Annotated in this window: 16 protein-coding genes and 1 pseudogene; 8 read left to right on the top strand and 9 right to left on the bottom strand. The window is 50.6% G+C overall.

The window, feature by feature from the left end; all coding sequences use genetic code 11:
• From HMPREF2726_RS07635 to rpoH, 4 genes and pseudogenes are all read left to right on the top strand, one after another.
• Positions 1 to 286 (top strand): annotated as a pseudogene (locus tag HMPREF2726_RS07635) (transposase); the annotation flags it as partial.
• A 441-nt stretch (positions 287 to 727) separates the two neighbouring features.
• Positions 728 to 1,594 carry a DUF808 domain-containing protein gene (locus HMPREF2726_RS07645; RefSeq protein ID WP_003777858.1) on the top strand — a complete coding sequence of 289 codons (867 nt, stop codon included), beginning with the start codon at positions 728 to 730 and terminating at the stop codon, positions 1,592 to 1,594.
• An 81-nt stretch (positions 1,595 to 1,675) separates the two neighbouring features.
• A complete protein-coding gene (gene lnt / locus HMPREF2726_RS07650; protein ID WP_070602875.1) occupies positions 1,676 to 3,217 on the top strand; it encodes an apolipoprotein N-acyltransferase in 1,542 nt (513 codons plus the stop codon).
• Between the two features lie 273 nt (positions 3,218 to 3,490).
• A complete protein-coding gene (gene rpoH / locus HMPREF2726_RS07655; RefSeq protein ID WP_003744881.1) occupies positions 3,491 to 4,354 on the top strand; it encodes an RNA polymerase sigma factor RpoH in 864 nt (287 codons plus the stop codon).
• Positions 4,355 to 4,433: 79 nt separating this feature from the next.
• On the opposite strand, the gene HMPREF2726_RS07660 is transcribed toward rpoH, so the two are convergent.
• Positions 4,434 to 4,835, bottom strand: coding sequence for a c-type cytochrome (locus tag HMPREF2726_RS07660; RefSeq protein ID WP_049229922.1), 402 nt, complete (start codon positions 4,833 to 4,835; stop codon positions 4,434 to 4,436).
• Between the two features lie 129 nt (positions 4,836 to 4,964).
• Positions 4,965 to 5,975, bottom strand: coding sequence for a ferrochelatase (gene hemH, locus HMPREF2726_RS07665; RefSeq protein WP_070602877.1), 1,011 nt, complete (start codon positions 5,973 to 5,975; stop codon positions 4,965 to 4,967).
• A gap of 150 nt (positions 5,976 to 6,125) precedes the next feature.
• Between hemH and HMPREF2726_RS07670 the strand changes: the two genes are divergently transcribed.
• The 3 genes from HMPREF2726_RS07670 (at position 6,126) to HMPREF2726_RS07680 (ending at position 7,212) form a co-directional block, all read left to right on the top strand.
• Positions 6,126 to 6,401 carry a type B 50S ribosomal protein L31 gene (locus tag HMPREF2726_RS07670; RefSeq protein ID WP_070515010.1) on the top strand — a complete coding sequence of 92 codons (276 nt, stop codon included), beginning with the start codon at positions 6,126 to 6,128 and terminating at the stop codon, positions 6,399 to 6,401.
• Positions 6,401 to 6,526 carry a type B 50S ribosomal protein L36 gene (gene ykgO, locus HMPREF2726_RS07675; RefSeq protein ID WP_003685279.1) on the top strand — a complete coding sequence of 42 codons (126 nt, stop codon included), beginning with the start codon at positions 6,401 to 6,403 and terminating at the stop codon, positions 6,524 to 6,526. The genes HMPREF2726_RS07670 and ykgO overlap by 1 nt, the downstream gene beginning before the upstream one ends.
• 275 nt (positions 6,527 to 6,801) lie before the next feature.
• Complete coding sequence (locus tag HMPREF2726_RS07680; RefSeq protein ID WP_003761628.1) at positions 6,802 to 7,212, top strand: MliC family protein; 411 nt, start codon at positions 6,802 to 6,804, stop codon at positions 7,210 to 7,212.
• 246 nt (positions 7,213 to 7,458) lie between these two features.
• Here HMPREF2726_RS07680 and HMPREF2726_RS07685 read toward each other — a convergent pair whose 3' ends face one another.
• The 7 genes from HMPREF2726_RS07685 to HMPREF2726_RS07715 form a co-directional block, all read right to left on the bottom strand.
• Complete coding sequence (locus HMPREF2726_RS07685) at positions 7,459 to 8,727, bottom strand: DUF945 family protein (RefSeq protein WP_070602878.1); 1,269 nt, start codon at positions 8,725 to 8,727, stop codon at positions 7,459 to 7,461.
• 246 nt (positions 8,728 to 8,973) lie between these two features.
• On the bottom strand, positions 8,974 to 9,168 hold the full coding sequence (locus HMPREF2726_RS07690) for a YbdD/YjiX family protein (RefSeq protein ID WP_003744600.1): 195 nt from the start codon (positions 9,166 to 9,168) through the stop codon (positions 8,974 to 8,976).
• Entirely contained in the window at positions 9,158 to 11,239 is a 2,082-nt protein-coding gene (locus HMPREF2726_RS07695) for a carbon starvation CstA family protein (RefSeq protein WP_009311402.1), read from the bottom strand. Before HMPREF2726_RS07695 ends, HMPREF2726_RS07690 begins: the two co-directional genes overlap by 11 nt.
• Positions 11,240 to 11,778: 539 nt before the next feature.
• Positions 11,779 to 12,129: a hypothetical protein gene (locus HMPREF2726_RS07700; RefSeq protein ID WP_009311400.1), complete on the bottom strand. Its 351-nt coding sequence runs from the start codon at positions 12,127 to 12,129 to the stop codon at positions 11,779 to 11,781.
• Positions 12,130 to 12,135: 6 nt separating this feature from the next.
• Complete coding sequence (nusB, locus tag HMPREF2726_RS07705) at positions 12,136 to 12,567, bottom strand: transcription antitermination factor NusB (RefSeq protein WP_003758641.1); 432 nt, start codon at positions 12,565 to 12,567, stop codon at positions 12,136 to 12,138.
• Positions 12,568 to 12,711: 144 nt separating this feature from the next.
• Positions 12,712 to 13,191: a 6,7-dimethyl-8-ribityllumazine synthase gene (gene ribH, locus HMPREF2726_RS07710; RefSeq protein WP_070602880.1), complete on the bottom strand. Its 480-nt coding sequence runs from the start codon at positions 13,189 to 13,191 to the stop codon at positions 12,712 to 12,714.
• A 75-nt stretch (positions 13,192 to 13,266) separates the two neighbouring features.
• Positions 13,267 to 13,590, bottom strand: coding sequence for a DUF2185 domain-containing protein (locus HMPREF2726_RS07715; RefSeq protein ID WP_070602882.1), 324 nt, complete (start codon positions 13,588 to 13,590; stop codon positions 13,267 to 13,269).
• A gap of 271 nt (positions 13,591 to 13,861) precedes the next feature.
• On the opposite strand from HMPREF2726_RS07715, the gene rnc reads away from it, so the two are divergent.
• Positions 13,862 to 14,581: a ribonuclease III gene (rnc, locus tag HMPREF2726_RS07720; protein ID WP_070442350.1), complete on the top strand. Its 720-nt coding sequence runs from the start codon at positions 13,862 to 13,864 to the stop codon at positions 14,579 to 14,581.
• Positions 14,582 to 14,632: the final 51 nt, after the last annotated feature.

The following is a 14,632-nucleotide window of genomic DNA, read 5'->3' on the forward strand; positions in this document are numbered from 1 at the left end:
AGTAAGGAAAACCGGCAACATCTGAAAGAGCATCGGTTGTTAGACGGCATTGCGCAAAGCCCACCGCAACCGCCCTCTGACGGAAGCACAAACCAAACGCAACCGATATTTGTCGAAGACCCGTTATGTGGTCGAACAGAGCTTTGGTACGCTGCACCGTAAATTCCGCTATGCCTGGGCAGCCTATTTCGGGCTGATTAAAGTGAGTGCGCAAAGCCATCTGAAGGCGATGTGTTTGAACCTGTTGAAAGCGGCTAACAGGCTAAGTGCGCCTGTTTGTGCCTAAAAGGCGGCTCGGATGCCTGATTATCAGGTATCCGGGGAGAATTAAGGGGGTATTTGGGTAAAATCAGGAGGTATTGGGGGAGGGAAATAGCCGAAAACCTGTGTTTGGGTTTCGTCTGTCGGGGGAAGGGCTTTTTTGCAAAGGTCTCTGCTCATAAAAAAACTGCACCTTGTGAGTTGGAGGGGATGTGTCCAACTTTTGGGGTGCAGTTCAAAAGGGGAGGGCGGTTTTCAGACGACCTTTTTGAGTGGGGCGGAGGGCTTGTTGTCAGATTTAAAATCTTGGGAATACGCATATTTTATGCCGATGTGGCAGGTTTTCAATTAAGTCGCGCCAAATCCCGTTAATTTCCATTAAAGGTCGTCTGAAAGCCTTCGGTGTCATACTTTCTCGGTTATAATAGCCGGCTTCTTCAATCTGACCCTTTTTCGGAAATATATCATGGCCTTTGCCTCGCTTTTCACCCTTTTGGACGATATTACCGCTGTCTTGGACGACGTTGCCCTGATGACCAAAATGGCCGCCAAGAAAACGGCGGGCGTGGTCGGCGATGATTTGGCGCTCAATGCGAATCAGGTTACCGGCGTGTCGGCGGAACGCGAGCTGCCGATTATTTGGGCGGTGGCGAAAGGTTCTTTGGTGAACAAGCTGATTTTGGTGCCGCTGGCTTTGCTGCTGTCTGCCTTTTTGCCGAAGCTGATTACGCCTTTATTGATGATAGGCGGGATTTATTTGTGTTTCGAGGGCGTGGAAAAGCTGCTGCATAAGTTTCTACACCGCCACGAAGCGCATGAAGACGAGGAGGCTGCCGCCGAAACGCTGGACGAAAAAACCAAGATTAAAGGCGCGATTCGTACCGATTTCATCCTGTCTGCCGAGATCATTATTATTGCTTTGGGCGTGGTTGAAAAATACGATCTGATGACCCGTTCGTTGGTGATGACGGCAATCGGCATCGGTATGACCGCTTTTGTGTACGGTTTGGTCGGCGTTATCGTCAAACTCGACGACTTCGGTATGCTGCTGATGCGTCAAAAAAGCACGGGCATCCAAACGGTCGGACGGGGCTTGATTGCCTTTATGCCTTGGTTCATGCGCGGTTTGAGCGTGGTGGGTACGCTTGCCATGTTCCTTGTCGGCGGCGGTTTGATTACCCACAACTTGGGCTTTTTGCATGATTTCTTACACGCGCAACATTGGGATAGCGGCTTGATGGAGCATGTCGCCAACCTTGCCGTCGGGCTGATTGCCGGTGCCGTCGCCTGCGCCGTTGCGCTGCCATTGATGAAGCTGTTTCAAAAACACTAAACAACCGATACGTCGTCTGAAAATGGTTCAACTTTGTTGAATCTGTATTTTCAGACGACCTCTTATTTTCTTTTCTCTGCAATGAACATTTTCCGCAAACTCGAACAATATTGGCAGCATCCTGTGCTGTACTGGCCGCTGGTGATCCTGATTGCCGCCGCCACGCCCTTAACTTTCGCACCTTATTACCATTTTTGGCTGATGCCTTTGCTGTTTGGCGCATTGATCCGACTGATTGAACTGCGTCCGCGCTTCGCTGTTTCCACCGCCTATCTGTTTGGGCTGATTGCTTATACGGCGCAGTTTTATTGGATACATACCGCGCTGCACGATGTTTCCGGCTTGCCTAATTTATACGCGATTCCGCTGACTTTCCTGCTGCCGGCGTTTCTCGCGCTGTATCCTGCCGCCTGTTTTTGGTTGTGGAAGAAGTTTCATCTGCCGCGTTGGGTTAAGGTCGGCATCGTTTTGCCGATTTTGTGGACGCTGGCGGAATTTGCCCGCGAACGCCTGTTGACCGGCTTTGGCTGGGGGGCAATCGGCTATTCCCAAATCGTCAAAGAAAGCCCGCTTGCCGGCTTTGCGCCTTTGGGCGGTATTCATCTGGTAACGCTGGCGACGGCATTTGTCAGTGCATGGCTGGTGTTGCTGATTGACAATACGGGTCGTCTGAAACAACGCCTGCTGCCGATGTGCATGATTGTCATGCTGTGTACCGTCGGTTATGTCGCCCAGCAAACCGACTTTACCAAACCCGACGGCAGCACCAGTACCGTCGCGCTCGTGCAGGGCAATATCGAGCAGAGTCTGAAATGGAATGAAGAACAAGTCGTCCCCACCATTCAGAAATACTACGGTCAAATCAGCAAAACATCCGCCGACATCGTTATCCTGCCGGAAACCGCTTTGCCTGTGATGCGTCAGGATTTGCCGGAAAATATCCTGACTCAGTTTGCCGAGCAGGCGCGCACGAACGGCAGCGCGTTGGCCGTCGGTATCGGTCAATATACTGCGGACGGCAGCGGATACGAAAACGCCGTAATCAATTTGAGCGACTACGATGATATTTCAGACGACCTCCCGTATTACGTCAAGAATCATCTGGTTCCCTTTGGCGAATACAAACCGCTGCCTTTTCTGACCGAACCGCTGTATAAGCTGATGAATATGCCGCTTGCCGACTTCCGTCGCGGCGGAGCGGGGCAGGCTCCCTTAACCATGAAAGGTCAAAAAGTCGCCTTCAATATCTGCTATGAAGACGGCTTTGGCGACGAACTCATTGCTACCGCCAAAAACGCTACGCTGCTTGCCAACGTCAGCAATATGGCGTGGTACGGCGACTCCAACGCGATGTATCAACAGCTCCAGCAATCCCAAGCCCGCGCGATGGAGCTTGGACGCTATATGGTCCGTGCCACCAATACCGGCGCAACCGCCATTATTTCTCCCAAAGGCAGCATCATCGCCGAGAGCGAACCCAATACCGATGCCGTCTTGGAAGGGCATGTCAAAGGCTATGTCGGCGAAACCCCTTATATGAAGGCAGGCGGTTCGCTGTGGCTGATCGGGGTATTGTCGATTATTGCCATCGCGCTGTTTTTAATCAGGAAAAAAGCAGATTGAGTTTGAAAAAGCGGTCTTTTTATAAGGCCGTTTTTCTTGAAATTTATTATTTACATACAAGAATGTTTGTAATATACTGAACTTATTCCCAGTAAACCAGTAAAATTTTCAAAATCAATCGAATTTTATAAAATATAAAAATTCACCTATCAAACAGTCTTTTACAGAAAAAGGCATTTGACAGCATACGATAGGGCAACAGGCAGTGATATACTGCACGGCAAACAACAAGTAAACAACAGTCTCTGCATCATATAAAGGAAAGCACCTCTTATGAACAACGCCTTTGCATTACCCGTCATTCACAGCGGCAACGGCAGCCTTGAGCAATACATTCACACTGTTAACAGCATTCCTATGTTGACGCCCGAAGAAGAAAGCCAACTCGCGGAGCGTCAGCAAAAAGGCGACCTTAACGCCGCCAAACAACTCATTCTTTCCCATTTGCGTGTCGTCGTCTCCATCGCACGAGGCTACGACGGCTATGGCCTGAACCAAGCCGACCTGATTCAAGAAGGCAACATCGGACTGATGAAAGCGGTCAAACGTTACGAGCCCAGCCGTGGCGCACGCCTGTTTTCATTCGCCGTACACTGGATTAAGGCCGAAATCCACGAGTTTATCCTGCGCAACTGGCGACTGGTGCGCGTAGCGACCACCAAACCGCAACGCAAACTGTTCTTCAATCTGCGCAGCATGCGTAAAAACCTGAATGCCTTGTCTCCGAAAGAAGCGCAAGACATCGCCGACGATTTGGGCGTCAAATTGTCCGAAGTCATGGAAATGGAACAACGCATGACCGGACACGACATCGCCATTATGGCGGACAACAACGATGACGAAGACAGCTTCGCCCCCATCGACTGGCTTGCCGACCACGATGCCGAACCCAGCCGCCAACTGTCCAAACAAGCCCATTACGCCCTGCAAACCGAAGGTCTGCAAAACGCATTGGCGCAACTGGACGACCGCAGCCGTCGCATCGTAGAAAGCCGCTGGCTGCAAGACGATGGCGGATTGACTCTGCACGAGCTGGCAGCCGAATACGGCGTATCTGCCGAGCGCATCCGCCAAATCGAAGCCAAAGCCATGCAAAAACTGCGCGGTTTCCTTGCGGAAGAAGCGGAAGCGGTTTAAAAAAACAGTTCAGTAGAAGGAAAAAGGTCGTCTGAAACCCGAAATATTGGTTTCAGACGACCTTTTTTGTATAAATGCCTTATTTTTTCGCTTTAGCCTGTTTGGCGTCTTTTTCGGTAATGGTACCGCCGCCGTTGTTAAACGCATTCATGATATAGGTGGCAACGGCAGCGAGATCGGTATCGTTGATGGCGGTCGCGGGCATAAAGCCGTTGTAAGGTTTACCGTTGACTTTGATGGGGCCGTTGATGCCTTTGGTCATGCTTTGCAGCAATACCTGCGGTTTTTTCATAATATAGTCCGATTGGTAAAGAGGGGGAAACATGGTTCCCCTGCCTTCCCCTTTTTTACCGTGGCAGGCGGCGCAGTTGCTTTCATAAATCTTTTGGCCTTGCGTCATTTGGGCAGCATCGGCGGCAAAGGAGCTGTGGACGGACAGGGTAAAAATTACAGCCGCCAATATTTTTTTTGTTGTGGTCATGATGTGTCCTTTTTATCGGTATGGTCTGTTTATTGATAATACAATAAAGGTCGTCTGAAAACAGATTTTTCAGACGACCTTAGACTTAAATCAAATGTAACGCGTTCATTGGAAACATGATGTATCCGGTCATTGCCAACCTTGCAGATTGTTTTTGACCAGTTCGGTCAAAGCCTGAATCCATGCGGGGTGGTCGTTCAAGCAGGGGATGTAGCGGTATTCTTTGCCTCCGGCTGCGTGAAATTGCTCGCGTCCCATAATAGCGATCTCTTCCATGGTTTCCAAACAATCTGCCATAAAGCCCGGACAGAATACGTCCAATTTGCTGATGCCTTGTTTGGGCAGTTGGTCAAACAGGGCTTGTGTGCTGGGCGTTACCCATTTTGCTTTGCCAAATTGGCTTTGGAAGGAAACGATGTATTCTTGCTCGTTTAAGTTGAGCGCTTGGGCAAGAAGTTTTGCGGTGTGGCGGCATTCGTCGGGATACGGGTCGCCGTCATCGTAATTTTTTTGCGGAATGCCGTGAAAGCTCAACATGAGTTTCTCGCCGCGCCCGTGTTCTTTCCAATAGGCTTCAATCTGTTGCTTCATAGCATCGATGTAGCCTGCGTCGTCGTAGAAACGGGAAACGGTACGCAGGCTCATTTGGTTTCGCTGCTTCAATAGTTGCTGGAATACTTTGTCTAAGGCAGCGCTGGTGCTGGAGGCGGCATATTGCGGATACAAAGGGACAATCAGCAATCTGCCTACGCCTTGAGCTTTCATTTCAGCAAGGACGGTTTCTACACTCGGGTTGCCATAGGTCATGGCATATCGGATGATGGTGTCGGGCATGGCTTGCGCGAGGGCGTCCGTTTGGCGTTGGGTGTAGACAGCAAGCGGGGAGCCTTGTTCAAACCAGATTTTGGCGTAAGCGTGTGCGCTTTTCTTGGGACGCAGCGTCAGTACCAAACCATGCAAAATCGGCTGCCAAATGAGTTTGGGCAGTTCGACGACGCGTTGGTCCGATAAAAATTCTCGAAGATACGGTTTGACGGCGGCGGCGGTCGGGGCATTGGGCGTGCCGAGATTGAGGAGGAGGACGCCTACACGGTTTTGCTGGGTGTAGGACAGGGAGGGCTCGATGTGGAAACGCGGCATAATGTGCCTTTGGATTGGGGTGGAAGCCTGTATTGTAGCAATGTGAGGGTCGTCTGAATATGGTTTGCGTTTTCAGACGACCTTTTTTCGGGGTTGTGTTTTAAAGTTTATGGTGTATAATGTTATACCATAACATTTATCGGAGGAATGATGAAAGCGAATATCCACCCTGAAAATTACCGTACTGTGCTTTTTTACGACAGCGGCGCCAATGAAGGCTGGCTGATCCGTTCTTGTGCGGATACACACGGCAAAACGATGGTTTGGAATGACGGCAAAGAATATCCTTTATTCTCATTGGATACCTCTTCTGCCTCGCATCCCGTCTATACGGGCAAACAGCGCAATGTGAATACCGAAGGCCGCGCCAGCAAGTTCAACCAAAGATTCCAATCTATGATGTCTTCTTTTAGAAAGGATAAATAATGCAGGTTTTGTCTTCATTGAAAACAGCGAAGAAGCGCCATCGTGACTGTCAAATCGTTCGACGCAAGGGTAAAGTTTACGTCATCTGTAAAAGCAATCCCCGCTTCAAAGCCCGTCAGCGGTAATGTTTTCATATTTTGTAATGCTCTCAATGGATTGCCGCTCGCGATGATTTTCGTGAGCGGTCTTTTTTTGTTTTCAGACGACCTGCGGGCAGAGGGGGCGGCGTGAAACCATGGCTGAAAGAAGTTTTGATGTTTGCGAAAAGAATACGGAGTTTTGGAAAAGGCTACATTTGGAGCTCGCAGGTAAATTAGCGTAAGCTTCCTTGCTAGACTATAAGGATGTTTATAACATGGAACGACTGTTATGCAGTTCCACATTTTTCAGGAGTATTAATATGAAACTTAAAGCTGTATTGGCCGTAGCGGCTGTTTTGTCCTTGGGTGCTTGTGCTGCCCCTGATTATGATGATAATGATGCTCCTCGCCACGAGCACCGTCATGACCATGGAGATCGCAACTATGATGATCGTGGTCAGTCTAGTGACCGCCGTTCGCCCCAATCTTTTGAGTGTGAAAACGGTTTGTCTGTGACTGTACGCAATCTGGACACCAACCGCGTCGAGTTGAGCCTGGATGACAAACGCGCTGTCTTGTCTTCTGCGGTTTCCGGTTCCGGCGAGCGTTATGTTTCCAACCGCGGCTTGTTCGGTAAAGGTGCGGAATGGCATCAAAAAGGCAGCCAAGCCTTCTTCAGCTTCGTTGATCCTTATGGCAACAAAGTAGACACTTCTTGCAATCAGCGTTAATGACTGCGTGAATTGTTAGGGGATGGCGGGTTTGCGATGCCTATCTCCGTGAAACCAAAAAGGTCGTCTGAAAATTTCAGACGACCTTTTGCTATGGGTAAATGCGAAACCTGTCGGTATAGTGGATTAACTTTAAATCAGGACAAGGCGGACGAAGCCGCACAGTACAGACAGTACAGCAAGGCAAGGCAACGCCGACTGGTTTAAAGTTAATCCACTATATTTTCCAACAGGTTTGCCGGCGGATTATTGGCTACGTTTGATAATCAGCTTGTCTTCGGTGACTTCGGCATTGAGCGCGGTTGCCATTTCTTTGACGACATTGTCCAAATCGCTTTCTTTGATATTGGGGTCGTATTGAGAAGCCAGTTTGAGCACTTCTCTGATGAAGTTTTTATCGACCTCCGCGTTGACGTTGTATTTCAGCTTACTGAGGAGGTCTTGTTGAAGCTGCTCGTCGTTTTTATATTCGATAGGCGGAATGGAGGCTTCTGCATTGGCTTTAACCGCGCTGTTGTTCAAGTAGATTTGATTGCCTTTTGAGTCGAATTTGATGCCGGTTTTTAAAAAGGTTTTTACGGCTTCCATCAGTTCTTTTTGTGTGTCGGGACTGTTCATATCGACGCACTCTTTACCTTGACGGTCGAAGAATTTATTGATGCGGTCGATACCTTCGCCATTGATATCGCGGAGGTTCAAGTTGTAATGGATGCGGTCGAATTTGATGTTGTTGATGCGGAAGTTTTCGACTTCACTTTGTCCTTCCATAGCGTATTTGTTGTCTTTTGCAGACTGTTTGCTTTCTGCTTTGATTTTGTCGACAGCGAAATCAAAGGTTTGGTTGCCCATTTTGAATGCGGCAGAGTCTAGGGTGAAGAGGGATGTGCCGTTGCGCCATGCAGTGGTGTCGCCTTTTTCCATATCAGCCTGATATTTAACGTTTTTCAAACTCAATTGGTATCCCGGGCTATCAGGTTTGTCAGGATGTGAGGCAGTCATGCCGGGCCATTCGAAATTGAAATTATCGAGATGGTACTGATGGTCGGATTTGTGGCCTTTGACAGCCAAAGTCGCCGCTTCCCATTTGATTTCATCAGTATCGATGGTTCGTGAACCTGAAGGTACGGTCAGTTTGCTGTCTAATTCGCCGCCCCAAGAAAGCGCGGTATTGCCGTCCAACTGGAATATTTCTTTATTGTCTTCTCCAATCAAATAGACTTTGCTTTGGATGGTGTAACCGTTCAAACCACGGGTGATGATGTCTTCGCCGCGAATTGAGAATTTTGTATCCTGATGGCATAAGTCGGGCGTGATGTCGCCTCTCCATGAAACTTTGCCCGAAGTGAGTCCCATGTCGAATTTATCCAAAGTAATTTTCATGCGCTTGTCGGCATCGGGATTGTTTTGGAGGTAGTATTCTTGTTTCAATTTGTTGTCGGCATAAATGCCTCCGCCAACGGTTGCTCCTCCCAATGCGGCGATGCCGACTAATGTCGCAATGATGCTTTTTTTCATGTCTTGTCCTTAAGCAGGTGGTAAAAATGTAATGGATGGATTGGAATCGGGTAGATTCAAATCAGCTTGGCGGCAAGATAGGGCAGTTTCCTGTCGAGCTCAAACTGCGGCGCTGCCGGGTTGCGCTTTGGCGGAAATTGGATCAACTGACGGTATTTGCCTATGCCGATTTTAAAATGCCAATATTGTAATATAAAAAGGTCGTCTGAAAACTTTCAGACGACCTTTGTTCAACCGTTCAAGCGATTAACAACATCTTCCGCCGTTTGCGCCGCAGCGGCGTTTGCGGCAGTAGTCTTGAAATTGCAGCTCGGTCATGACGGGGGCGTTGGGATTATGTTTGCGCTGTTGGGCAACGTAGTTTTCATAATCGGGCACGCCTGCCATGAGGTTGGCGGTAAGTTTGGCGGTTTTCCACCAAGCGGCGAGTTTACGCTTCACTTTGTGCCTCCGGTTGTTTGCCGTCGCGGTACACCGCTGGAATTTCTTTAGCGGTTGACCAGCCGACTTTGCGTGCTTTCATGGCGGTACGTACGCCGTAGATGGCAACGATGACGACGACGGAGAGGAACAATGCGGTCAAGCCGGCATTGATTTTGTCGTTGAAGATAATCTGCGACATTTCGCCGATGTCTTTAGCGGGCGCGAGGACTTCGTTTTTAGCCAATGCGTCGCTGTATTTGCCGGCATGGGCAAGGAAGCTGACACGCGGGTCGCTGTGGAACAGTTTTTGCAGACCGGCGTAGCAGGTTACAAACAGTACGCCGATGGCGGGAACGAGTGCTACCCAGACATAACGGTCGCGTTTCATCTTAATCAACACAACGGCACACATAATCAAGGCTACGCCTGCCAGCATTTGGTTGGCGATGCCGAACAAAGGCCAGAGCGAGTTGATGCCGCCCAGCGGGTCGGTCACGCCGGTGTAGAGGAAGTAGCCCCACAATGCCACGGCGAAGAAGGTCGCAATCAGGTTGGCAGGGATGGAGTCGGTGTTGCCGAAAGGTTTGTAGAAGATACTGCCCAAGTCTTGAATCATGAAACGTGCGACGCGCGTACCGGCATCGACGGCGGTCAGGATGAACAAGGCTTCAAACAACAGGGCAAAGTGATACCAGAATGCCATCATGGCTTCGCCCGGAATCAGACGGCTCATGATGTGTGCCATACCGACTGCGAGGGTTGGCGCACCGCCCGCACGGGACAGGATGGTGTTTTCGCCCACTTCCTTAGCGGTGTGCAACAGGGTCGCAGCATCGACGGGGAATTGCAGCTTGGTGGTAATCACTTCGGCGGCAGTATTGGCATCTGTACCGATCAGGGCGGCGGGACTGTTCATGGCGAAGTACACGCCGGGATCAAGCGATGACGCGGCAGCCAAGGCCATAATCGCCACGAAGCTTTCCATAATCATACCGCCGTAACCGATCATGCGGACGTGGGTTTCGTTTTCCAGCATTTTCGGCGTGGTACCGGAAGAAATCAGCGCGTGGAAACCTGAAACCGCACCACAGGCGATGGTAATGAAGAGGAATGGGAACAATGCGCCTGAGAATACCGGGCCGGAACCGTCGATGAAGTGGGTCACGGCAGGCATTTGCAGCGCAGGGCTGACGATGAGGATGCCGATAGCGAGGGCGACAATCGTACCGATTTTCAGGAAGGTAGAGAGATAGTCGCGCGGAGTCAGCAACAGCCATACCGGCAATACCGATGCTACGAAACCGTAAATCATAATCGCCCAAGTGAGCTGGATGCCGTCAAGGTCAAACCAATGACCGATGGAGCTGTGCGCCACATTGTCGCCGTAAATAACCGCCAGCATCAGCAGGATAAAGCCGACGATGGAAATCTCGCCGATTTTGCCCGGACGGATATAGCGGGTGTAAATGCCCATAAACAGCGCAATCGGCATGGTGGCGGCAATCGTGAACGTACCCCAAGGGCTGTGAACCAGTGCTTTCACCACAATCAGCGCCAACACCGCCATGATGATGACCATAATCATCAAAATACCGATGGACGCGATCACGCCCGGGACAGTGCCGAGTTCTTGTTTTACGATATCGCCCAAAGACTTACCGTCGCGGCGCATGGAGACGAACAAGACCATCATGTCTTGTACCGCGCCGGCAAACACTACGCCGAAGATAATCCACAGCGTACCTGGTAGATAACCCATTTGCGCAGCCAGCACGGGACCGACCAAGGGGCCTGCACCCGCAATCGCGGCAAAGTGGTGTCCAAACAATACGCCTTTGTGTGTCGGCACATAGTCCAAACCGTCATTGTGCCGCTCGGCGGGCGTCAGGCGGTTCGGATCAAGCTGCATCACATATTTGGCGATGTAGAGACTGTAAAAACGGTAAGCGATGCAGTACACCGACACGGCGGCGGTGACCATCCATACCGCACTGACCTGCTCGCCCCGACTGAGGGCCAAAGTGGTAAAGGACGCTACGCCGACCAAAACCACAATGCCCCAAATAAGGAACGTTTTGAGCGATTTCATTGTTTAATCCTTAAAATACAAGAGTGAGAATGTTCGGGTTCTTATTGTTGCGGGGGGACAAACTGCATCCCGAAGCATTTATGGAAGAAAAAAATGAAGCGATGATGGTGCGAGAACCCTGGCTTGCAATAATTAATAAACGGGGAAACTAAAACGCCAGAATGTTAACTATTATCAAGCTTAGCGTAAGGTTAACACAATCCGATAACGTGCGGGCTAGATTTAACTCAAACAATCGTCATTCATTACGATATTACCGCCGATTTTTTGACAAATTCTTTACACAATATCCGGACAAAGAGAAAAGGTCGTCTGAAAACCGAATTTTGGTTTTTCAGACGACCTTTTGTAGGGAAAGCGAAAGCTTCAGGAGTTATAGTGGATTAACTTTAAACCAGTACGGCGTTGCCTCGCCTTGGCTCAAAGAGACATTCTCTAAGGTGCTGAAGCACCAAGTGAATCGGTTTCTGTACTGTCTGTACTGTCTTGCGGTTTCATCGCCTTGTCCTGATTTAGTTAAGCCACTATAGTTTGCCGGCTTACTGTCGGTTGCGTTGTTTTTCGTTGGCATGTTGCTTAAGGGTGGCGCACATGCCGGCAGTGTTGCCGCCTTTCATCAGCATGGCAGGTTCTCCGTTGATGGTGTAGCCTTCGCTGCCGTTGTCGGTAATGACTGTTTTGTTGTCATCCAGTTGCAGACTGTCCGGCGTTTTCTGCCAGCTGCCGTTTTTGACCTCGTTTTGCACAACCATGCAATAGCTGCCATTTGCCAGAATACCGACAAGCTGCGAATCCATGGTCATGTAAACGCCGGGAGGCGGAGTTTTGGCAAAGACCTGTGTTGACAGCATCAAAGCGGTGGCGGTTAGAAGTTGGAGGGTGTTTTTCATATTAAATTATGCGTTGCCACGTTTCGGGTCGTTCGGGCGCAGTTGGGCGGCGAGTTTGTCGAGGATGCCGTTGACGAATTTGTGTCCGTCAGTACCGCCGAAGGTTTTGGTCACTTCGATGGCTTCGTTGATGATGACGGGGTAGGGGGTTTCAGGCATCGCGCTCAATTCGTGACATGCCATCAGCAGGACGGCGCGTTCGATGGGGCTGAGGTCTTTTTCGTCGCGGTCGAGCAGGGGGCGGATTTGTTGGATATATTCGGCGGCGTGGGTGTGCGTGCCGAAGAAGAGTTTGTTGAACAGCTCTTCGTCCGCTTTGGCGAAGTCGGGCTGGTCTTGGATGTTTTTAGCGATTTCGGGGGCGGCGGTGTTGTTGATGCCGGCTTGGTAGAGGGCTTGTACAGCTAACTCGCGGGCACGGCGGCGTGGGGTTTTCATGAGGATTCCTTCGTTGGCGGCACGGTGGTGCGGTAATGAATGTTTCAGACGACCTCTGTCGGATGACGGGTCGTCTGAAAACGGTTTGTCCGACAGACGGGGCGAAACCGGAATGCGGTAAAGCTACGGGTTTCGCGTTCGGGCTTATTCTTCTTCGTCGTCAAACTGCTCTTCGATCAGATAGTTGACGAGGTTGGCGCATTCGACAGCGACTTTGGCGGCGTCGGCGGCTTTTTCTTCAATGCGCGCGACGGCTTGTTCGTCGTTTTCGGTGGTCAGGATGGCGTTGGCGATGGGGATGTTGTAGTCGAGTCCGACACGGGTTACGCCTGAACCGGATTCGTTGGAAACGAGTTCGAAGTGGTAGGTTTCGCCGCGGATGACGACGCCGATGGCAATCAGCGCGTCGTATTGCTCGGAGGTTGCCATGTTTTGCAGGACGAGCGGTACTTCGAGCGCGCCGGGTACGGTGGCAATGGTGATGTTGTCGTCAGCTACGCCCAATTCTTGCAGGGTGCGGCAGCAGACTTTGAGCATTTCGCTGCCGATTTCGTTGGTAAAGCGGGCTTGTACGATGCCGATGCGCAGGTGTGCGCCGTCGAGGTTCGGGGCGATGATGTTCATGGTGTTTCCTTGTATTTTGAGCGGTAAACGGGTTTTCAGACGACGTGTAGCTTTTCTGAAAACGATATTGGGGATTTATTCCTGCGGCTGCCAGTCGGCAACGGCTTGAAACTCGCCGTCTTCGCCGATTTCCCATGCGCAGCCTTCGGGTTGGGTGATCAGCGCGGCGATGGCGGGATTGGACTGGGTGATTTCGGAAAGGCTGACGACGCTGAAATTGTCGGGATCGTCGGTGTATTCGTCGGTTTCGTCGCCGCTGAAGAAGCGCCAGCCGCTGTCGTTTTCGAAAACGGGGGCTTCGCGGTAGAGGAAGCCGACGGGTTCGCCTTGTTTGGCTACCGTATTGGTCACGATGCAGCGGTCGAGTGCGGCTGAGAGGGCTTGGGCAAATTTATTCATTGCGGTGTGTGCATGCCGTAAAAATTGTGCGGATTTTATCATGATTAGGGCAGCCTCTGCACCGTGTATCTTTATATTTGCCGCTTATGGTTTGATGGTACAATGCTGGTCGTCTGAAACGGGCTGAACTGTATTTCAGGCGACTGTTGCAGCCCTAAAGTGTTTCCGTATTTGCATGAAGTGCCGAAACGCATTCGGGTTGGTTTGGGAAGCTGAATTTTCGCCGCTTCCCGCCTGATACGCCGAAGCAAGAAGAAAGACAAACGTCCTCATGAAAACAGATGTGTTAAAACAGCAGGCGCATGCCGCCATTCAGAATAAACTGGGTTACCGTTTCAAAGATACCGCGCTTTTGCAGCAGGCGCTGACCCACCGCAGCTACCATGCGAAAAACAACGAGCGTTTCGAGTTTGTCGGCGATTCGATTTTGAACTACACCGTCGCCAAAATGTTGTTTGACGCGTTCCCCAAGCTGACCGAAGGCGAGTTGTCGCGTTTGCGCGCAAGCTTGGTCAATGAAGGCGTGTTGGCGGAAATTGCTTTGGAAATGAATGTCGGCGACGGGCTTTATTTGGGTGCGGGCGAGTTGAAAAGCGGCGGATTCAGACGACCCTCCATCCTTGCCGATGCTATGGAAGCGATGTTTGCCGCCGTTAGCTTTGATGCGGATTTCGCCGAGGCGGAGAAAGTGGTGCGGCACTTGTTTGCCGAACGCGTCAAACGCGCCGATTTCAAAACGCAGGGAAAAGACAACAAAACCGCCCTGCAAGAAGCCCTCCAAGCCCGCCGCCTTGCCCTGCCCAAATACCGCATTGAAGAACAAATCGGTCATGCCAATGACAGTATGTTCCTGATTTCATGCGATTTGGGCGAACTCGGCTTCATCTGCAAAGCACAAGGCAGCAGCCGCAAGGTTGCCGAGCAGCAAGCTGCCAAAGAAGCGCTGCAATGGCTCGAGCAACACCATCCTTTGAAAAAAGCAAAAAAATAGCCGATTTATTTTTCAGACGACCTTGTATATCGAAACACCCGTATCATAGCA

This window comes from Neisseria sp. HMSC074B07 (genome assembly GCF_001810355.1).
GTDB lineage: Bacteria > Pseudomonadota > Gammaproteobacteria > Burkholderiales > Neisseriaceae > Neisseria.